Below are 20187 nucleotides of genomic sequence, written 5' to 3' on the forward strand. Positions count from 1 at the left end.
TCATGAGGGGCGGGTTGAAGAGCCCGCAGCGGTAACGTAGCGCCAATCTCACGGCGGATGAGTCGCTATTGTTCACGATTATTCGCGTTCACGAGCGGAGGTGAAAACAGGAGGTCGTCAGCGAGGGGGCTAAAGAGACCGCCCCGGTGGCGCGATCTCACGTCGAGCGACATGTCGACAGAAGCTACTTTATCTGCGTCTAGGTTCGGGCTTGATCGAAAGCCGCCGGAATACCGGACAGTCGGCACTTGAGCAGCAAAATCTGTTTGCTTAACGTCCTATTTGGGTCGGAGTTGCTGGCCTAAGGTAATCGTCAAAGTACGTGTGCTCCTATATCGCGCGGGAAATCGGCCGCCAGATGATCGATTAATGCTCGAACGGCTGGCGGGAGACCCCTGCGCGTTGTAAAGACTAGATGTACGATCCCTTGTAGGCCGCGCCAGTCGGGCAGGATATGGAGCAGCCTGCCGGCAAGGAGGGCCTCGCGACAGACACGATCGGGCAGTATCGCTACTCCTAGACCGTCCATGGCGGCGTTGCGCACGGCGGCCACGTCGGTGCAGCCCATGCGCGGCTCTATCCGGACGACATGCTTGCGTCCGTCCAATGCTTCCAGATGCCATTCGAGGTCGTCCGCTGCATCATGGGTCGCCAGTGCCGGGAGAAAAGCCAGTTGCTCGATGCTGCTCACCTGGTTTGCCACCTGCGGGCTGGCGACGAGGATACGGGTCGATGTCCCCAGTGACCGCATCGTCAGCGCGGCGTCGCTGGCTAGGCTAGCGCGCACGCGCAAGGCGAGGTCGATCCGTTCCTCGATCAGATCGACAGCGCGATCCGTCGCCACGAGTTGGAGCTTCACCTTGGGATAACAGGCAAGGAAGGAAGCGATCAGGCCGGATATCGTCTCGACCATACCTGTCGGGCAGCTGAAGCGGATGCGGCCATGCGGTTCGGCCCGCGCCTGCATCACCAGCGCCTCCGCCTGTTCCGCCTCCGCCAATATGGCGCGGCATCGCTCGTAAAAGGCCTGACCGGTGTCGGTCACGCGAAAGCGTCGGCTCGATCGCTCGATCAGCCGCAGGCCAAGGCGTTCCTCCAGTCCCGTGATGCGTCGGCTGAGTTTCGACTTGGGTTCGCGCAGGGCGCGGCCCGCCGCCGCAAAGCCGCCATGAGGCACCACCTCCGCAAAATAGGCATAGTCGTTAAGATCCACCCGCATCATCGTTCCTCCATCGGAACGTTAAGTGCCATATTTGCCATCTACAAGCATCATCGTTCTCAGCGCATCTACAAAGGACACCCGGCGCCTCGCTGGGGGTTCAAAGGAGGCAGACGATGACTAAAAAATTCGACAACAAGGTTGTGGTGGTTACCGGCGGCACCAGCGGCATCGGCCTTGCCACTGCCAAGGCATTCGCGGCGGAAGGCGCGTCGGTGTTCATTACCGGCCGCCGCCAGGACGTGCTGGATGCGGCGGTGAAGCAAATTAGCGGTCGGGTAACAGGTGTGCGCGGCGACATGGCGCAACTGCCCGACATCGACCGGCTCTACGATGCCGTCCAGCAGCGACACAGCCAGATCGACGTGGTCTTCGCCAATGCGGGCGGCGGCGAGATGGCGCCCCTCGGTTCGATCACCGAGGAGCATTATCAGGCCACCTTCGACACCAATGTGAAGGGCGTCCTGTTTACGGTGCAGAAGGCGCTGCCGCTGTTGAAGGACGGTGCCTCGGTCATCCTGACCAGTTCGACCACCAGCGTTTCAGGCACGCCCGCGTTCAGCGTCTACTCGGCGACCAAAGCAGCGGTCCGCAACTTTGCGCGTAACTGGATCCTCGACCTCAAAGACCGGCATATTCGGGTGAATGCGGTTAGCCCCGGCGTGACAGATACTGCGGGCCTCGACCACCTGTTCGGCGGCGGCGATCAGGCCGAGGGCACGAAGGATTATCTGGCTAGCCTGATTCCCGCTGGCCGCGTCGGCCAACCAGAGGAAATTGCGAAGGCGGTGCTGTTCCTCGCCTCCGACGATGCCAGCTTCGTCAACGGCGTCGAACTGTTCGTCGATGGCGGGCAGGTTCAAATCTGAACGTGGGTATCTAGAGGCCGGATGGCATGCTCCGCGCAGCAAACCATCCGGCTTTCGATCAACTGGAGCGGGATATGAAACCGGACTGACCGCACCTGGGGATGATAGATCACCCACCGGACGTCTGTGATGGGTCGAAGGCTTAGTGATCGTGACCGAAGGCCCAATTTGACTCCAGTGCACAGAGCAGCATGCGTGAGATAGCTTGCGTTTAATTTTCTTTCCCTCTAGAGAGGGGCTGAAACTTAAACGGAGCTACAAATGCCGTCGTTTGCAACCGCTATAGTTGAGGGTGAGCGCCCCGTCGCCGATCGGTTGAACGATTTTGGCCTGGTGCCCGAGCAAATTGAGGCCGTTGGAGTGGCTGCGCGCACTTGGGCAGATGACGCAAGTCCCTTGATGCCTATTAACGCTCCCGGAACGTTGGCGTATATTTATGGTGTTATGGAACTGCGGCAGCAGATTCTCGACGGCATTTGGTCCGCGGACCGGACGTGCGGCATCGAAGCAGTGGTCAATCGCGATCTCAAGATGCGCATCGGTTTCCAGAATGTAGACCGTGCCTGCGATCCCGACTTTCCACCTACCCCGCGGTCCGCGAAAGGCAGCGCTTCCGAGAGCCTCTGCGGCCCTACGTTGTTTGAGCACGCGGGCATTGATGCGGGGCCTCTAACAGGGGTGAAGGCGGATGGCATCCCAACTTACTACGTGATGGTTGGTGAGGACGGTAGCCTAGAGCTTTCTCATCCTGTGATCAGCAACGGTTCCTACAAGCATTTCCACGAGCGTATCTTTATCGTCTCTCCGAACCGCGATTGGGCCGATGATATCAATCCAGATAACGCTCCCCTCGACGACTTCGATATCGAAATCCGCTTCAAAGATACCGCATGACTTTCTCCTCACATCGCCTCATGGTCGCACGGCAAAGGCGGAAGCTGTCTGGGAAGGACTTGGCTGATCGTGCCGGTCTAACCCCGGTTACCATTTCCAAGGCAGAGAATGGACATCAAGTCGAAGCGGCGACGGCGGAGAAGATCGCCGACGCGCTAGAATACCCGCTTGACTTCTTTTTCCTGGATGCGCCTGAGATCGTAGAAGCTGATACAGTCAGTTTTCGAAGTCTGAAGAAGATGAGTGCTGCGGAACGGGACGCCTCGCTCGCAGCTGGTGTTCTCGGTATCGAACTTTACGAATGGATCGACAATCGCTTCGATTTGCCTGCAACTGATCTTATCGATCTCAATAAGGAACGAAGCCGTCCGGAAAGTGCAGCACGTCTGCTGAGGCAGCATTGGGGCTTGGGTGACCGGCCCATTGGGAACGTACTTAAGCTGCTGGAATCCAAGGGGGTCCGTGTGCTCTCCCTTTCTGAGAACACGCAGAATGTGGATGCCTATTCCTTCTGGCGTAGCGATCGTGCCTATATCTTTCTAAATCAGGAAAAGACCGCCGAACGGTCTATTTTCGATAGTGCGCATGAGCTCGGCCACCTAGTCCTGCATCATCACGCCGGTGCGCGAAATGACAAGGGCGCGGAATTTCAAGCTGACCAATTCGCCTCGGCGTTTCTCATGCCCGAGCATGATATCAAAAACGAGTTGTCCAACGTTGTCTCTCCGCAGCAGATTATTCGCGCAAAGAAGCGTTGGAAGGTGTCAGCGATGGCGCTAGCTTACAGACTGCACAGCCTCAAGCTGCTGACCGATTGGAACTACCGGGCATTTTGTATCGAGCTTGGGAAGCTCGGATATCGAAGCGGGGAGCCAGGAGGGGTAGAGCGAGAAAGATCAACCGTCTTGGCAAAAGTTCTTGCTGCCTTGTGGACCAAACGGCTTACCAAAGCGGAGATTGCAAAAGACCTAGCCGTGCCGCTCGAAGAAATTGAAACTTTGATTTTCAGACTGGCCGGGCCGGAGCCATCTTCGACCTCGAACGTCAGCCTTTCGCTTGTTTCTTAATCACTCAAAGCAGGGTTTGGATCGGCGCATAAGGATCATTATAGAGCCAGTTATCAAAAGCCGCCGGTCCGCACCTAGGCGTCCCAAATTCGGCGCTGAGTGACCGACAAGGGTCGGAGGCAGAGATAACGGCCGGTGCCTTGTGCGTCTATGAATATGGCGAAGGCGGCGGTGGGTTAGCCGCGGCTTGATAGCAGAGATAGTATCCCGGCCTTGACGGGCACCAATCCTCCAGTACGCGCACCTCTCCGCGTCAGCGGATTTGTTCAATCCCGTGAATGCAGACAGCACTCAAGATGACCATCAAGCAATCGTCATAATCCGAGCGCCGCCGCCATGCTTCAAGGGTTTCACCACGACCTGATCGCCTAAGCGATCAAACATGATATCGACCTTGTCCAGACCGATGCCCAAATCCCTGATCGTGAGGCTCTGGAGGAAATGCGGCAGCGTCGGTCTCTGAAAGGATATCTGCGCCGCCGGGACATCGAATCTCAGCCCCAGGCTGGATTGGATAAGCGCCAGCGGCGCCGCAGCCGACCAGGCCTGCGGGCTGCAAGCCACCGGATAAAAGGTCGGCCCCTGCGACCGGCGGCGCGGGAAGCCGCAGAAAAGTTCCGGAAGGCGCATCATGTCGACATAGGTGGCGGCGGCAAACAGGCCTTCGAATATTTGCGCGGCCTCGCGCTGATATCCGTACCGCGCGAAGCCGCCTGCGATCAGCGCATTGTCGTGAGGCCAGATCGAGCCATTGTGATAGCTCATCGGATTATAGCGCTTTTCGGTCGAGGCGATGGTGCGCACACCCCAGCCTGAAAAGGAGGCGGGCGCCATCAGCGTGCGGACGACGGCCTCTACCCGCTCCTCACGCGCGAGCCCGGTGTATAGGACATGGCCGGCGTTGGAGGACCGCACGCGGCAGGGCTGCTTGTCGCCGTCGAGAGCGAGGACATAAGTGCCCAGCGCCGCGTCGAAGAAGGCGGCATCGAACCGATCGCGCAGCCGCGCCGTGCGATCGCGATAGTCGGCTGCGCGCGCATGGTCGCCGATCGCGCCGAACAGCGCCGCGGCCGCCTGCCACGCGCCATAGACATAGGCCTGCACCTCGGCGAGGGCGATCGGCCCGCGCGCGAGCGTGCCATCGGCGTGGAAGATGGAATCATGGCTGTCCTTCCAGCCCTGATTTTGCAGGCCCTTGTCGGTCAGGCGACCATATTCGACGAAGCCGTCGCCATCGCGATCGCCGTGGGTGTCGATCCAAGCGAGCGCCGCTTCGATATGGGGCAATATGGTCGTCAGGAAGGCGGCGTCGCCGGTCCGCTCCAGATAGGCGCCCGCCAGCATCACGAACAGAGGCGTGGAATCGATGCTGCCATAATAATGGCGGAACGGCACCTCGCCCAGTTCCGCCATTTCGCCTTGGCGCACCTCGTGCAATATCTTGCCAGGTTCGGCGTCGGCCGCCGGGTCGAAGCTGGTGGCCTGATGCGCGGCGAGATAGCCGAGCACGCCGCGGCTGATGGCTGGATCCATCCAGAGGGTTTCGAGCGCGGTGATGATGGCGTCGCGCCCGAACACCGTGCTGAACCAGGGAATGCCCGCATAAGGATAGGGACCATATTCGGTGTCGGTCGACAGCATCGAAATGTCCGCGACCGACCGGCGGGCGACCTCGTTGAACAGGTCGTTGGACGAATGCAGCGTCGCGCCGCGCCTGCGCGCCGCCCGCAGCGCCTCCATCGCCTCGCGCAGGGACTTGAGGAACTGCTTTGGGAGCGCCGCCGCTGCCTCGGACCGTTCGCAGCAGATGCGGGTAAACAATGCGCAGCGCTGGCCCGGCGGCACGGTCACGTCGAACCGCGCATGGCTGTCGGTCAGTTCATCCGGCATCGGATCGAAATGCAGGTGCGTCTGCCGTTCGTGATCGTCGCGTCCCACATAGCCGAGCAGGACATCGGACGAACCGACCTGCGGGTCGCGCATCGTTCCGCGGCGCAGGCGCGTCATGCCGCGTATTTCGAACAGATCGGCGAAGTCCGCCGCGAAGCTGAGGTCGATGCTGACCTGGCGCGTTTCCGTGTCGAAGTTGCGGATGGTGACGCGCTCATACAAAGCGTCTTTCCACAGGAAACGGGTACGACGCAGGTGGATAAGGTCATGTTCCACCGCCACCCGGCCGTCGTCCCCGAAGAAATCGGGATTGGCGAGATCGCAGGTCAGCATCGCATTGTCATCGCGCAGCGCGGAACTGAGCAGGATCGGCCGCATCGCATTGACGGTGAGATAGAGGTGGGAGAGATGACGGGTATCACGATGATAGAGCCCCTCCGGACTGCCGGGTCCGGAAATCGCGTCGCCGCTATGATCGAACACGGCAAAACTTTCGCCATGTTTAAGCGTGCGCGGCCTGCGCTCATGGAGCGACGCAGTCGCCGGGATGAAGAACTGGGTCTGCGCCTGGGACAGCGCCTGTCCTCCGGCGATACCTGGAATGTCGGCCTGGGACTGGCTCGGGGTCATGGCCTCTCCTATGCGACGATCTGCAGTTCCGCTTCGACACCCCGCTGGCGCCGCAACCGCGCCGCGTCGGTACGGGCGCCGGGCAGATCATGGTACAAGGCGACATAGTCTGCGGCCATCCGCTGCGCCGTGAAACGTGCGTCGAACGCGTCGCGTACCCGGCACCGGTCGAGATCGCGCAGCGCCGCTACGGCGGCTATCGCTTCGTCCTCGCTCTCGACGATAAAACCGGACACGCCATGCTCGATCACTTCGGGGACCGATCCGCAGCGGAAGGCGATCACCGGCGTGGCGCAGGCCATCGCCTCGATCATCACCAGCCCGAAAGGCTCGGGCCAGTCGATCGGAAAGAGCAGCGCGGCCGCTTCACCCAGGAAATGCGCCTTCTGCTGCTCGTTGATTTCGCCGATAAATTCCACATCGGGATATTGGTCCACCAGCGGAGCGATCTTCCGTTCCCAATAGCCGCGATCGACGCTATCGATCTTGGCAGCGATCTTGAGCTTCAGGCCCGAGCGCGCGGCGATGCGGATCGCGCGATCCGGCCGCTTTTCCGGCGAGATGCGCCCGAGAAAGGCGAGATAATCCTCGCCCGCGCCCAAACGTGGCGCCAGCCGGTCGGCAGGCAGGCCATGATAGATGGTTCCGCCCCAATTGACCGGCGGCATCGGCAGGCGCTGATGATCGGAGATCGACACCAAGCTGTGGTTGGCGAAGGTGCGGTAGAAGGGCGGCAGGTCGGGCAGGTCGAGCCGGCCGTGCAGCGTGGTCACGGTGCGCCCGATGAAATCCTGCACCATCGGCAGGTGCAGCATATCGATATGGAAATGCAGAGCGTCGAACTCGTCGGCACGGCGACGGACCTGCTCCAGCATCATCATATGATAGGGGATGGTATCGACCACAGCCGGGTTGAGGCGCAACGCCATGTTCGTGATCGGCACCAGTTCGGCGCTGGTCTGCGAATCTCCGCTGGCGAACAGGGTCACCTCATGACCCTGGCGAACCAGTTCTTCGGTCAGATAGGACACGATACGCTCGGTGCCGCCATAGAGTTTGGGCGGCACACTTTCAGCTAAAGGAGCGATTTGCGCGATCTTCATGCAGGCGGTCCTCTCAAAGGAGTGGAGCCCTCCGTCCCCCATCTGCGGCAGGCTGCACGGCTACAAGCATTCAAACGCGGGGGAGTTTCATGAACGAAAATATTCCGTCCTAATTCTGGACCACCTTTCTGGGGAATAATTGTAAATGGTTGCGCAAGCCGCCATTTTCTGCCGTTGGAAAGCGAAGCGGCTGGTCTGCACTTGAGGAACGGAAAACAGCTGCGGAACGGCCAATAAGGGTGTGCGCCGTCCAAAGGCGGCACTTCCTAGTGGGTGAAGGCCCACCCGGCGATGCTCCAGCCGCACGCAACCGGGGCAGGCATGGAGGTGACGAGATGTCTGAAGCCCCCGGATGATGGTCACATATTTGACCGTGCGAGGCCGTAACGTGAGTGTGAACCGTACCGGGTTTACCGGAGGCTATTTGGTTTAAGTTACGCAGCCATGGAGACGTCGTCCAGCATGGCATAATATTGTGCTTCGGCCTCAGCCGATGGGATATTGCCGATGGGCTCCAGCAGGCGTCTGTTGTTAAACCAGTCCACCCATTCGAGCGTGGCATATTCGACGGCTTCAAAGGACCGCCATGGTCCTCGCCGATGTATCACCTCGGCCTTATAAAGGCCGTTGATCGTCTCAGCCAAAGCATTGTCATAGCTGTCGCCGACGCTGCCAACCGATGGCTCGATCCCGGCTTCGGCAAGCCGCTCCGAGTATCGGATCGACACGTATTGCGATCCGCGGTCGCTGTGATGGATGAGACCACCCCGATGGACAGGACGTCGTTCGTGGATAGCCTGTTCCAGTGCGTCCAGCACGAAGCCGGCATGCGCAGTCCTGCTGACCCGCCAGCCCACAATGTAGCGAGCATAGACATCGATCACGAAGGCGACATAAACGAAGCCCGCCCACGTCGCGACGTAGGTGAAGTCCGACACCCAGAGCATGTTCGGCGCCGGTGCATGGAACTGCCGGTTCACATGATCGAGCGGGCACGGCGCAGCCTTGTCGCTGATCGTGGTGCGCACGGGCTTGCCCCGGATCACCCCCTGTAAACCCAGATCGCGCATCAGACGCGCGATAGTGCAACGGGCAACAGCAAAGCCCTCGCGGTTCATCTGCCGCCAGACCTTGCGCACGCCGTACACCCCGAAATTCTCGGCAAAGACCCGGACCACCTCTGGCTTCAGATCCTGATCGCGCCGGACACGATCTGACAGTCGCTCCGGATCACGTCGCTGTGCGACGCGCTCATGATAGGTGGATGGGGCAATTGGCAGAACCCTGCAAATCGGCTCGACCCCATATTCCGCGCGATGCTCGTCTATGAAGGCCGTCATCGTTTGAACGGGCGGTCGAGCTCCGCCTGGGCAAAATATGCGCTCGCCTTGCGCAATATCTCATTGGCCTGACGCAACTCCCGGTTCTCACGCTCCAGCGCCTTCAGGCGATCAGCCATCTCGGTAGGCACGCCAGCGCGCTTGCCGCTGTCCACCTCCGCCTTCTTTACCCACTCGTTCAGCGTGTGCGCCGAGCACCCGATCTTCTCGGCGATAGAAATCATCGCTGCCCAGCGAGAGGGATGATCTGCTTCGTGATCCAGCACCATGCGCACCGCCCGTGCGCGAACCTCAGGTGCAAACTTGTTCGTCGTTTTGCTCATATCGGCTCCACTTACTCAGAAGTTGGAGCCTCCGGCAAACCCGGTACGGTTCACACCGAGGCCAGCATCCTTATCGTGGAGGATATGATCAGGTCGGCGAATTCGCCTCCCAATCGCTGGGCGATCTGGGCTTCACGACCCGCCGTGCCGCCAACGCGCGGGAGGCGCTCGTCATACTGGAGCGCGAGCATCACGACATTGATATCCTCTTCTCCGACGTGATCATGCCTGGGATCGATGGCGTGGAACTGGCCAGACAGGTTCGCGAACGCTGGCCGGACCTGATAATCGTGCTGACAAGTGGGTATAGTCACGTGCTGGCCGATGATGCGCGGCACGGGTTCGCTCTGTTGCACAAACCCTATTCCGTCGACGAACTGTCCCGGGTCCTGCGGGATGCCCGCTGGGCAAATAGCCGCTGAGTGCCAAGAACAGGCGAAATCCGCCCCTGAGGCTGTCGCTGATGGGACGCTCACCATTTATGAACTGCCGGATAGCCCGCTCATCGATCCTGAGACGCCGCGCAAATACTGCCGTTTCAGCAAACAGCGCTACACAGTCTGCGAGGTGCTCCTGTCGATTTTGCATGCACCGCTGTCTTGCGAGGGGAACGATGTAAGGGAAAGCGGCCCCTCCGCTCCTGGGAAGTGAAATCCGGCGTTTGAATGGCGGCAAAGGGTCGCTTTAGTGAGCCTGATCAACATTTTTGTTGAGTATCGCGCCGTCTATAAGTCGAGGTATCATCGGCAGCAGTTCACGTGCCAGAAAGCCCACCGTCGCCATTTCATGTGACAGGGCTGCACCCGTTCGACCGTGAATGCAGGCCCCCCATCCAGCAGCGGTCAACGGGGCTGCACCCCGTGCTGCCAGCCCGCCTATAATTCCCGCAAGCACATCCCCGGATCCGCCGGTGGCGAGGCCGACAGAGCCGCCCCGATGGATCGCAATTTCGCCTGACGGGGCTGCAAGAATGCTCTCCTTGCCTTTTAGCAAGATGATGGCGTTGAACCGTTGTGCGATGTCGCGGGCCACGCCCTCCGGATCGGCCTTCACCGCTTCGATCTCCAGCCCGGAAAGATGCGCCATTTCGCCATGATGGGGCGTCAATATGACATGCCCGTGATGCGCCGCGATCAGTCCTTCCAAACATTGCGCCGACGTCAGCGCCGCCGCGTCCAGCAAGATGGTACGCGAGCCGTCCGGCGCACTGAGGAGGTCAGCCACTAGCTGGTCGGTGCGCTCGCCAATGCTCATGCCAGGGCCTAGAATCAGGGCGTCGCAGCGCAGGAGCTTTTCGCGAAGCACCTCCGCCGCCTCCGCGGCAATCTCGCCCTTCTCATCGGAAGGCAGGGCAATCATGGCCGCTTCGGGGATCAGCACACCCAGAGCCATCGCCACAGTCTTGACCGTTGCGAGCTGCAGTTTGCCCGCACCCGCACGCAGCGCTGCCTCGCCAGTCAGCCGCAGCGCGCCGGGCACGAACTCCGCCCCGCCAACCACCAGCACGCGACCTCGGCTGTCCTTATTGCATACGGTGTCCAAGCCGGGTAGAGGATGGGCTGCAAGCCAAGTATCGTCGATTTCGGTCACCCGCGCGCGCCCGCGATGCGGTCTGGAGCTTTGGTGACGGGCGTCGCTTCCTTCTCCATCGCTGCGGTGACATTGTAACGCTGCAGGACCAGCTTTCCCGCCGCCTCATCGAAACGGTAATCGGTGATGGCGCAATTCGCCACATCGCCTTTGGCGTCGATGGCAAGTATCTCCTGCTCACGCAGATTCTCGATAATGTAGCGCAAGCATAACACGACGACCTGGTGCGAAAAGATCATCACGCGCTTGCCCGCATAATGCAGCGAAATGGTGTCCATTACAGAGCGTAGGCGCAAGATAACGTCGCACCAACTCTCCCCTCCCGGCGAGCGATGATAGAATTTGCCAAGCAGTTGCCGGAATGCCGCCTGTTCCGGCTGGAGGTGGCGGATGCCTGTGCTGGTTAGGCCATCCAGTATCCCGAATTCCTTTTCTCGCAGACGCTCGTCGAAGCAGATCGGCTTATCTCGGGGGGCGCCGCCCTGCGCGCGGAAAATGTCCGCGGTCTGGCAAGCGCGAAGATAGGGTGAGGACAGGATGACTTCCGGTCTGTCCTCTTCAGGTTGCACGGCGAACCAATGCCCTAGCGCCGACGCCTGTTCACGCCCCAGATCGCTCAGCGGCACATCAGCATCGCGGATGGACAGGGGGATGCGGTCCTCCTCCGCCTCATGTGCTGCATCGCGCGCGACATTCCCGGCGCTTTGCCCGTGGCGCACGATGATGAGCTGGCTTGGCCAGCGGCCGGGTCCGCTCAACGCTTCCTCCTTCAAAACAGGCAATTTAAAGGAAGTGTTTGTCTGCGCCGCAAGTTCCACCAGAAGGCACTGATCGGTACTCAGCTGATAAAGGCGAGACTCAGATCACCAACGATGTTGCTTATTTGCTTTTGTTGGAGGTGCTGCTTTGTGACTTCGCCGCGCTCTTGGCAGCTTCCTCAGCGGTGAAGGGATGACTGTCGGGAACGCCAGGCACAACTTCTTCGCCCTTGTTTGTCCAGCGTCCATCAGTGGTCTTGGCGGTCCGGGTCACGTTGCGGGAGTCGGCTGGCTCATATTCACCGGTCTTGGCCGTTGGTTCCTTATCCCCGCTCCAGCGTCCGTCCTTGGTATTGGCCGCGCCGGTCACGTTCCGAGAATCCTCAGGTTCATATTCACCACCGCTCATGGCTAAACTCCAATCAGAATTGCGACCTCTCACAGCCAGCGTGGTGGAAACGGTACGCAAGACGCCATGGTTCCTCTCGGTCATCGGGAGATATCGGTTCAGCGACTATTCCCGGTTGAGCCCGCCATTTGTGGCTGATCCTGGTGCTGGTGGGTATGTCCGCTTTCCGCTGTGCGATAAGGGACAACCGGACGGTCTGCACCTGAGAAGCTCAAACGGGCGCTGAATGACTGACATGGGTCGTTCGAGGCTGAATATAGATGCCGCAGCTCAGATCACCAGCTGATCACGGACCGCTTCTGCTGGCTGATTGGTGCAGCGTCATGGCTTGGCCAAAAATGGATCCTGCGGGTCCAGTTTTGCGGCCTCATAGGCACAAGTTCGCAACTGTTCGACGGCGCGTGACGAGCCATCGAGTTTGATGGCTGAAACCACTGTGCCTTGAGGAGTCAGCACCGCCATGAAGCCGGAGCTGGCAAAGTCAGCCAGGAAATCTTTGTAAGTAGGGGATGCGCTGAGAACCCGTTGCGCATCCACCTCATGGACGTCGAACGGCATCACATGTTTGATGGTAAAAGGCCGTTCAGGTTCGCTGCCAAATACGACCACCAGCGACTTCACCTCGCCCGCCCGAAGCGATGTGGCGTGCTTGTTGGTGATCATCACGCTGGTGCCGACGCGCGGCTTATATCCAATGGTGACATATTCGTCAAAAGCCGTGGGAAATCCCAGGTCGCACATCTCCTCGCCGGGATAGGCGAAAACGCGCCAGCCCTCGTCACCGGACCAATATGGCGTGAGGTCTGAATCGATCCGCGCGGTGCTGTCCTGCGTAGCAGCGAGCAGAGCAATGGCGGCAATGGCTGCGAAAGCTGGCATAACCGTCAAATCCGATTGAATTGTGAGAGCGCCGACCGCTCAACAGATGCTTTCGCAAGGCACCCCATCGCCATCACCATCCAACCGACCAACCCCGCACTCGTTGAGATAATGATAGGCTTCCTCGCAGCTGCTCATCTGTCGGCATAGATGTTTGCTTCCACAGCTTGGTCTCTCATCGCGCGACCCTAGATCTTCCAACGCGCGGCTTGAGACCAATGCAGCTGGCTCGGGGGCACGCTCAGGGGGCGCCTCGACGGGCGTATCCAAAGCTTCTCCTGGGGAGGCCACAGCATCAGATGACATCAGCGCTACTGGGGCAGGGTCAGTGGCAGGCTTAGGGCCTTCTGCGGAACATCGGCCGAGCGCAAACAGAAAGGCACCAATGGCGATGAAGCCGATCAGACTGTCATTTTTCTCCCCCGCATGGACGTGCGCTATGCCATGCAATCCTTTACACGCCGTATCGCTTGTTGCCACTGCGCGTGATGCAATAACGTCCTCCTCTTGGACCGACGCAGACTTTGCCGCCGTTACATGGGCATTCGCCATCATCTGTCGTGCCGCGGCCAAATAAAGGCGTGGACGCGCCGCTGCCGGTACGGCGCCGTGCCTTGCGACTGCGGCGCTTGGCATCGCCATCGCTTTCAAGTCCAGTGATTGCTAGCGCAAAAATGCCAGCCAAAAACGCGCGTCGATGCATCTCGTCCCTCTCCCGATAGCAAGATCAATCGACAGCAAAGTTGATTGCAAGTCAAATAGACTTGGATTAAAGATGCATAACTTTGATCTTGGGAGAGAGGTTGCTGCCTTCTACGGCTTTCATGCCGCGGTGGTGCCGCCCTGTAGCATGATGATGGCTATGCGAACTCAGACAGCATGCCTGCCCGCGACCAGATCATCGAGCCGATGAGCCAGCGCCTGCCACAGGGCAACGCCACCATCCTCGCCATGATGTGCCAATCTCGCGATCCGGCCGGCGACTTCGGATGACGCTTTGTTGCCATGCTGACGCAGCATCATAAGGGCCATGCCCCAAAGCTCTTCGTCTCGAGTCATGCGGGTTCGATTTTCTGCACAGCGAGCAAATCGAAGCCGTCGCGGACGCCGATCACCCTTACGCGTGTGCCGAAGAGATGTTTGTGGCGTTTGGTGATGTCTAACCGCCATTCGCCACCGCCTGGCGTACGCAGGATGGGGTAGAATCCGTTTTCGAGAAGGATCCCGGTCAGATCATGTTCGCTTCCGCGTGGCATTGAGCGTGATCATAATCCTGTTCGGTGCTGGAGGTCTATATCGCTATGGCCATTCACTTTGCTCGACAGCCATAAGCAACCGACCGAAGGCTGGCATTTGGCCGAGCTGCATTGTATTTCGCTTTTGAAGGCGGTGAGGGCCATGAGACTGTGAAGGGTGTCTTCGAGATCAGCGGGGCGTCACGCTATGACGATCTTATCGCTGAGCGCTATCACTTCCCACGAATTTATCTGCGGGCTGCGCAAACCTGCATCGGCGACTGGATCATCTACCGTGAGACGGGGTCGGGTGGTGGCCGTAAAGCCTATGTCGCAGCGGGTCATGTCGACCGAATTGACGCGGACCCGGCCGCGCCTGGCCTTTACTATGCGCGGATTAGCCAGTTCGTCGAATTTGACCGCCCGGTTGCCTATCGCGATGCGACAGGTCGGTTCGCTGAACAGATGCTGCGGGATCTTTCGAACCCGGCGGAGGCAGGGCGTGCGCTGCGCGGACGGTCAGTCAGAGCGCTAAGCGGCAGCGATTTCACCGCGATCGTCAGCGATGGGCTGACGGACACGCTGTCGGAGCGCCTTGCCATTCGGCTGGAACTAGACGCCGCGCATCTTGATCCGATGACGCAAGCTTTGTTGCATGAACCTCCGTCTGAGCGCCGGATCGAACAGATCCTCATCAACAAGAAGATCCGCAGTGCAGCCTTTCGAGGACATGTGCTTGACGCCTATGACAATCGCTGTGCGGTGACGGGGCTTAGGATGATCAACGGCGGGGGCAAGGCAGAAGCGCAGGCAGCGCATATCTGGTCGGTCGCCGACGGAGGACCCGATGAGGTGCAGAATGGGATAGCCTTGTCGGCAACGGCTCATTGGCTGTTCGACCGGCATCTCATCAGCCTGGATGAGCAGTTCGGTCTACTCGTGTCGCATAATAAGGTGCCGGCCGAGCTTAGCCGCCTCTTCCCGACTTCCGGCATGCCTATTCACTTGCCTGCCAATCCCAAATTCCGGCCCCGGCCAGAATATGTCGCGCGACACCGGGCTCGCTTCATGGGTGACCTGCACTGACCGCTTACGCCCGCACGATCGCAGCCTATGATGAGGCAGCAGCAGATCTGGCTGCGCGATATGAGGCGTTGCCTGGCGGCGCTGCCTTTGTGCAGGCTCATGGCCTGTTGCCCAAAAAGGGTTTGGCGCTCGACGTGGGCGCCGGATCTGGGCGGGATGCTGCCTGGCTCCACGCACAGGGATATGATGTCGTCGCTGTTGAGCCTGCTGACGGATTTCGCCTGGAGGGCCGCGCGCGTCATAGCCTAGATATTCGTTGGCTCGACGACCAGCTGCCCAGCTTGAACCAGGTGCATCGGCTCGGCTTGGCATTCGATCTGATCGTGCTGTCAGCCGTCTGGCAGCATGTCGCGCCAAAAGACCGGGCGCGCGCCTTTCGAAAATTGGTGACCCTGCTTCGTGCGGGTGGCGTGATGGTCCTCACTTTACGGTCCGGGCCGGCGCCTGAAGATCGGCCGATGTTCTCTACCTCGAGTGGCGAGATCGAAGGCCTGGCACGAACCTATGGCATGGAGATCCTTAAGGTCCATGCGTCTCACGATCTACAAGGACGCGATGGCGTCAGCTGGACCACTGTCTGTCTGCGTCTGCCTGATGATGGCACCAGTGCGCTGCCTTTGATCCGCGGCATTGTGCTGGGCGACGAAAAGTCATCCACCTACAAGCTCGGCCTATTGCGCGCAGTGGCTCGGATCGCAGAGCAGACGCCAGCGGCCGCCACGCCTTCGCGCGAACTGGATGATGCTGTCGACCTTCCTCTTGGCCTCGTGGCGCTGACCTGGGTTCGCCTCTACTTGCCTTTGATCCGCTTGGGCTTGCCCCAGGCTCCGCGCAACAGTGGTCCCGACGGGTTGGGTTTTGCCAAAATGGGGTTTCGAGCGCTGCTCGCTGATGGCACGGATGCTTCCGACCTACGCGTGGGCTCAGTCTTTGAAGCCGAGCGCGGTACTGCAATCGCGGCGGCAATTACTGAGGCAGCCCGCACCATCACCGCAATGCCTGCCCATTTTACGCGCTTTCCCAATTCTGATCAGCCGGTCTTCGCTGTGCAGCGCGGGCGATCCGGCCGCCAACAGGGTCTGGAGCTTGGTCTTGATCTGCTGCGGGCATGGGGAACCCTCACTGTCCCCGGCAATGTGTGGCGCGCGCTGTCTCGCTTTGGCCCATGGATCGAGCCGATGCTCGTGACAGAATGGGCAAGGCTTATTCGCCGATATGCCGATCACATCGGGCTTGCGGTCCAAGCCGGCAGCGCTGAGGCCGCGCTCGAATGGCGCGAACCCGTGCGAAGCACGGCAACTGCCCGCTTCGCCGCGCAGAAGCTCGTGGCGGGAGGGCCGGGGCTATCTTGTGTCTGGACGGCCCAGAGATTGAGCGAGGGCAAATTGGATGTGGATCACTGCCTGCCTTGGTCGGCATGGCCCTGTGGCGATCTTTGGAATCTTGCGCCCTGCGACTCTCGGATCAACCGCCACGAAAAGCGGGATCGGTTGCCTTCTGCCGCCATGTTCGCCGAAAGCCGCGAACGCATTATCACATGGTGGCGTGATGCCTATCTCGATGATGCGGGCCTGCGCCACCGGTTCCTGCGCGAAGCCGCCGCCGCACTACCTGTCCTGCAAGGCGAGGATCTGAGCGACATTTTCACTGCCTTTGATTGGCGGCGCCTGAGGCTGTTGCAGGATCAGCGCGTGCCGGAATGGCACTGGTCGGCCTGATTGCCACCTCAAGGCCTTCGGCAAATCTCGCATCCGGAAACGCAAACCGGTCGGTCCGCACCTAGGCGGACAAATCAGCGTTGAATGGCTGACATGGGTCGGATTCGGCGGGGTCTGGGATATTGCCGCCCTTCAAGTCCGCCGTCCCGAAGGGCCGCTCCCGCTGTAAGCGGTCATTCCCGATCGCATCTGAGGATGCCGATGTTGGCGAACGATTGGTGGGAAAGCGGACAATCACGGGATCGCATGATCGAGGTCCGCTAGGGTCAGAAGCGGACTGGTGCCGGACGGATCAGGCAGGAAAATGAATTCCGCACAGTTTGTTACCGTCGGGGTCACGAAAATAGGCCAGTTCGATGGTGCCCATGGAGGCAGTTTCGCGCGGTCCGGGCGGAGCTTCGATCGAGGTCCCGCCAGCGGCAACGGCGGTATCGTGAAGATGCTTCACCTGCTCAGGCGAATCGCAGGAAAAGGCGACGGTGCTGCCGTTGGCGACGCTTGCCGGTTCGTCGTTGATCGGCTGGCTGACGATGAAGTTGGTCCCGTTGCCGTTATTGTAGATCAGACGTGTATGGCCGCTGTCGGCGATGTTCCTCGTCCCTTCCCCTGCACCCAAGATGCCGAGCACCGTGTCGTAGAAGCGCTTGGACCGTTCAATGTCGTTCGATCCGACCATGGTGTGAAAAAGCACGCATACTCTCCTGAAGGCTGATCGACTTCCGATCGCCATTAGCGGTCTCACCTAACAGCCATTTAATCCGCGGTCACCCTCGGGCCCGCGGAATGTCCGCTACTGGAGCGCCTGCCGACCGGCGGCTTCATCACGCTCGATCGGCTGCTCCTGTCAAATCCGGACGCTCACGTCCCCACAGGGGAGCGGCGATATCTGGTCGAATCAGGACGAAAGCTAAGTGGCGTTCGTGCACCCGATGATCCACCCTGCGATCTCAGGTAGGGGAGGAGGGGATGGATGGGAGCGGGTTCCTTAAGTTGCGGTTGTAAATAGTCATTCAGCCGGGGAGCCTCGTTGGAGGTTTCTATGTTCCATTCATCTGTTCAAGAGCTTTTGCAGGCAGCGCGTGACTTCATCGCCGATATTCCGCCTCTCGCACTTCTGAACGCACCACGACGCAGGGGACGCAAGCTGGTGATCGATATTGATCAGGTCCTAGCCGCTGCGCCATGGAAGGCCGCGCCTGTGGATTTGCTCGAAGACGCCAGGAAGCACTGGCAAGGGCGCGCAATCCAAATAGACGATGATGCCGTCATGCGCGCCGACGCCGCAGGCTTGTGGGTCGGTGCGTGGGTGCTGGCGGCACCACCGATCACTACGATTTCGACAATAGGGTTTCGGACAGCTCTTGATGCTCTGCCCATAATGGAGCGCGAGGTATATGTCTTGCATCGCGTCGAGGGTCGTCCTTTCAGCTACCTGGCTGAACGCCTGGGCATCACGATTGGACAGGCCGAAACGCTGCTGCTCAATGCCCTGCATCAGCTTCATGTTGCTATCTACGGCCATTGATGGGTGGCCCTCTCTCGTTTGACTTGAACCGGCCCCTACGGCGCTCCATAGCATCAGGCAAAGCATGAAGACCGACCTTTCCCATCTGCCCCAGGCCAAGCAGCGCGAACTTGCGCGCATCGTCCAGTTCCTGTTCGAGGAATTTGGCGACGCAACGGTGATGGCGGAGGGCAAACGGAAGGCCGGGCGTATCCTGAAGGTCATCCTATTCGGTTCACATGCACGAAACGACTGGGTGGATGAGCCGCACACCGCGAAAGGCTATGTCTCGGACTACGACCTCCTGGTTATCGTCAACCAGCAGGACCTCACCGAACCTGATCTCTGGCACAATGCCGAGGAACGTCTGATCCGCGAGACGCAGATCACGAAGGTTTTGCGCACGCCTGCCAACTTCATCGTTCACAGCTTGAAAGAGGTGAACGATGCGCTCGCGCAGGGCCGATTTTTCTTCATGGACATCGCCCGCGACGGGATCGCGCTCTATCAGTCCAGCGATACCGAACTGCACCAACCCAAGCCCAAAGAACCGACCGACGCGTTCGCGATGGCGCAGGAGTATTTTGACGAATGGTTTCCCTCGGCCAGCCAGTTCCATGGTTCGGCGTTGCACTCGATGGGACAGGGTTGGCTGAAGAAAGCTGCCTTTGATCTCCATCAAGCCACCGAGCGTCTCTATCACTGCCTGCTGCTGACAATGACCTTTTACACGCCGCACCGTCATAACATCGCATTTTTACGGTCGAATGCGGATAAGCTCGACGTCCGCTTGGTGAGCGTCTGGCCGCGGGACGATCGGAAAGCGCGCGCGCTCTTCACCAAACTGCGCGATGCCTATGTGAAGGCGCGCTACTCCAAGCATTACAGCGTGACGGCAGACGATCTCGACTGGCTTGCTGCCAGGGTCGAGGAATTGGGGCAGGTGGTGCACACGGTCTGTACTGAGAAAATCGCAGAGCTCAAGCGGATCGCGGGCGTTCTGTAGCTGGCATCATCGCGCTGTTCTTTATCTGTTGCCGGTGACGGCCGATCGACCCATCCAGGGTTCATCCCTTTCCAAGACTGAGTATGCCCCTGACCGAACTCGGCCGGGATGCGCAACTCGCACCCTGCAAGGGCCGTGTTGTCGTCCTTCGGCCGCCTGCCCGCACCACCCCTTTTGCGCGGAGTTTCCCTCGCCTGTGCTCGGTGCGATCCCGACCGTGCCCGATCCTTTCGGGGCTCAGTCAAGGGAAGAGCCCTGGACGGATCGAACAGCATCAGGAAGGTCAGGCACATGAAGAACATAGTCACTCTCGTCGGCTTCGTCGGAAACGCCCCCGAAACCCGCAGGACGCGCGGCGACGCTTCAATCACCAGCCTCTCGCTCGCCACCAACCGCAGCTTCCGTGACGGGGCAGGGGAGCGCAAGAACGAGACCGAATGGCACCGCATCACCTGCTTCAATGGCGTGGGCAAGACCGTCGCCGAGCATGTCACCAAGGGCGCGATGGTCATGGTGACGGGCCGGCTTCACTACTCCCGCTGGCAGGACAAGAATGGCGCTGAGCGCTTTGGATGCGAGGTCATCGCCGAGCGGGTCGACTTCCTCGCCAAGGCGAAGGCTCAGGCCGACACAAGGCAAGGGCAGCTCTTCGCATGAGGCGCAGACC

21 protein-coding genes and 1 other annotated feature are annotated in these 20187 nt (G+C 60.0%); of the genes, 9 read left to right on the top strand and 12 right to left on the bottom strand.

What is annotated here, in order from left to right; translation table 11 throughout:
* Positions 1–313: 313 nt before the first annotated feature.
* Entirely contained in the window at positions 314–1222 is a 909-nt protein-coding gene (locus tag ABT375_RS01320; protein ID WP_416463835.1) for a LysR family transcriptional regulator, read from the bottom strand.
* Positions 1223–1335: 113 nt separating this feature from the next.
* Here ABT375_RS01320 and ABT375_RS01325 point away from each other — a divergent pair, with 113 nt between their 5' ends.
* From ABT375_RS01325 to ABT375_RS01335, 3 genes are all read left to right on the top strand, one after another.
* Positions 1336–2088 (top strand): SDR family NAD(P)-dependent oxidoreductase, encoded by a 753-nt coding sequence (locus ABT375_RS01325; RefSeq protein WP_416463837.1) that lies wholly within the window; start codon positions 1336–1338, stop codon positions 2086–2088.
* A gap of 261 nt (positions 2089–2349) precedes the next feature.
* Complete coding sequence (locus tag ABT375_RS01330; protein ID WP_416463838.1) at positions 2350–2982, top strand: hypothetical protein; 633 nt, start codon at positions 2350–2352, stop codon at positions 2980–2982.
* Positions 2983–3002: 20 nt separating this feature from the next.
* Positions 3003–4049, top strand: coding sequence for a helix-turn-helix domain-containing protein (locus ABT375_RS01335; protein ID WP_416464956.1), 1047 nt, complete (start codon positions 3003–3005; stop codon positions 4047–4049).
* A gap of 303 nt (positions 4050–4352) precedes the next feature.
* Here ABT375_RS01335 and ABT375_RS01340 read toward each other — a convergent pair whose 3' ends face one another.
* From ABT375_RS01340 to ABT375_RS01350, 3 genes are all read right to left on the bottom strand, one after another.
* A complete protein-coding gene (locus ABT375_RS01340) occupies positions 4353–6569 on the bottom strand; it encodes a glycogen debranching N-terminal domain-containing protein (RefSeq protein WP_416463840.1) in 2217 nt (738 codons plus the stop codon).
* Positions 6570–6577: 8 nt separating this feature from the next.
* Positions 6578–7672, bottom strand: a complete 1095-nt coding sequence (locus ABT375_RS01345; RefSeq protein WP_416463842.1) for a glycosyltransferase family 4 protein — start codon at positions 7670–7672, stop codon at positions 6578–6580.
* 434 nt (positions 7673–8106) lie between these two features.
* Positions 8107–9335, bottom strand: a protein-coding gene (locus ABT375_RS01350) for an IS3 family transposase (protein WP_416463844.1) whose coding sequence is annotated in 2 segments (ribosomal slippage) — positions 8107–9047 and positions 9047–9335 — 1230 coding nt in all. Because the reading frame shifts where the segments join, the coding sequence is not laid out codon by codon here.
* Positions 8938–9054, bottom strand: a sequence feature (AL1L pseudoknot). It overlaps the preceding gene by 117 nt.
* Between ABT375_RS01350 and ABT375_RS01355 the strand changes: the two genes are divergently transcribed.
* Positions 9308–9757: a response regulator gene (locus tag ABT375_RS01355; RefSeq protein WP_416464957.1), complete on the top strand. Its 450-nt coding sequence runs from the start codon at positions 9308–9310 to the stop codon at positions 9755–9757. The genes ABT375_RS01350 and ABT375_RS01355 overlap by 28 nt on opposite strands.
* A gap of 262 nt (positions 9758–10019) precedes the next feature.
* Here ABT375_RS01355 and ABT375_RS01360 read toward each other — a convergent pair whose 3' ends face one another.
* From ABT375_RS01360 to ABT375_RS01390, 7 genes are all read right to left on the bottom strand, one after another.
* On the bottom strand, positions 10020–10925 hold the full coding sequence (locus ABT375_RS01360; protein WP_416463846.1) for an NAD(P)H-hydrate dehydratase: 906 nt from the start codon (positions 10923–10925) through the stop codon (positions 10020–10022).
* Entirely contained in the window at positions 10922–11683 is a 762-nt protein-coding gene (locus ABT375_RS01365) for a histidine phosphatase family protein (protein ID WP_416463847.1), read from the bottom strand. Before ABT375_RS01365 ends, ABT375_RS01360 begins: the two co-directional genes overlap by 4 nt.
* A gap of 121 nt (positions 11684–11804) precedes the next feature.
* On the bottom strand, positions 11805–12092 hold the full coding sequence (locus ABT375_RS01370; RefSeq protein ID WP_224549279.1) for a hypothetical protein: 288 nt from the start codon (positions 12090–12092) through the stop codon (positions 11805–11807).
* Positions 12093–12413: 321 nt separating this feature from the next.
* Positions 12414–12971 carry a hypothetical protein gene (locus ABT375_RS01375; protein ID WP_416463848.1) on the bottom strand — a complete coding sequence of 186 codons (558 nt, stop codon included), beginning with the start codon at positions 12969–12971 and terminating at the stop codon, positions 12414–12416.
* A gap of 39 nt (positions 12972–13010) precedes the next feature.
* On the bottom strand, positions 13011–13613 hold the full coding sequence (locus ABT375_RS01380) for an excalibur calcium-binding domain-containing protein (protein ID WP_416464958.1): 603 nt from the start codon (positions 13611–13613) through the stop codon (positions 13011–13013).
* Positions 13614–13841: 228 nt separating this feature from the next.
* Complete coding sequence (locus tag ABT375_RS01385; RefSeq protein ID WP_416463849.1) at positions 13842–14030, bottom strand: DUF6961 family protein; 189 nt, start codon at positions 14028–14030, stop codon at positions 13842–13844.
* On the bottom strand, positions 14027–14227 hold the full coding sequence (locus ABT375_RS01390; protein WP_224549275.1) for a DUF5818 domain-containing protein: 201 nt from the start codon (positions 14225–14227) through the stop codon (positions 14027–14029). Before ABT375_RS01390 ends, ABT375_RS01385 begins: the two co-directional genes overlap by 4 nt.
* A gap of 150 nt (positions 14228–14377) precedes the next feature.
* On the opposite strand from ABT375_RS01390, the gene ABT375_RS01395 reads away from it, so the two are divergent.
* Both ABT375_RS01395 and ABT375_RS01400 read left to right on the top strand, forming a co-directional pair.
* Entirely contained in the window at positions 14378–15292 is a 915-nt protein-coding gene (locus ABT375_RS01395) for an HNH endonuclease (protein WP_224549273.1), read from the top strand.
* Positions 15293–15399: 107 nt separating this feature from the next.
* On the top strand, positions 15400–17010 hold the full coding sequence (locus ABT375_RS01400; RefSeq protein WP_416463850.1) for a methyltransferase domain-containing protein: 1611 nt from the start codon (positions 15400–15402) through the stop codon (positions 17008–17010).
* A 292-nt stretch (positions 17011–17302) separates the two neighbouring features.
* Here ABT375_RS01400 and ABT375_RS01405 read toward each other — a convergent pair whose 3' ends face one another.
* The gene (locus tag ABT375_RS01405; protein WP_416463851.1) at positions 17303–17701 is read right to left on the bottom strand and encodes a VOC family protein; all 399 of its coding nucleotides are present in this window, start codon (positions 17699–17701) and stop codon (positions 17303–17305) included.
* A gap of 348 nt (positions 17702–18049) precedes the next feature.
* On the opposite strand from ABT375_RS01405, the gene ABT375_RS01410 reads away from it, so the two are divergent.
* The 3 genes from ABT375_RS01410 (at position 18050) to ABT375_RS01420 (ending at position 20177) form a co-directional block, all read left to right on the top strand.
* Entirely contained in the window at positions 18050–18535 is a 486-nt protein-coding gene (locus tag ABT375_RS01410; protein WP_416463852.1) for an RNA polymerase sigma factor, read from the top strand.
* Between the two features lie 64 nt (positions 18536–18599).
* Positions 18600–19520, top strand: coding sequence for a nucleotidyltransferase and HEPN domain-containing protein (locus tag ABT375_RS01415; protein ID WP_416463853.1), 921 nt, complete (start codon positions 18600–18602; stop codon positions 19518–19520).
* A 291-nt stretch (positions 19521–19811) separates the two neighbouring features.
* Positions 19812–20177 (top strand): single-stranded DNA-binding protein, encoded by a 366-nt coding sequence (locus tag ABT375_RS01420; RefSeq protein WP_416463854.1) that lies wholly within the window; start codon positions 19812–19814, stop codon positions 20175–20177.
* The last annotated feature ends 10 nt before the right edge of the window (positions 20178–20187 follow it).

This window comes from Sphingomonas sp. VDB2, from assembly GCF_047946695.1.
In the GTDB taxonomy this organism is placed as follows: Bacteria; Pseudomonadota; Alphaproteobacteria; order Sphingomonadales; family Sphingomonadaceae; genus Sphingobium; species Sphingobium bisphenolicum.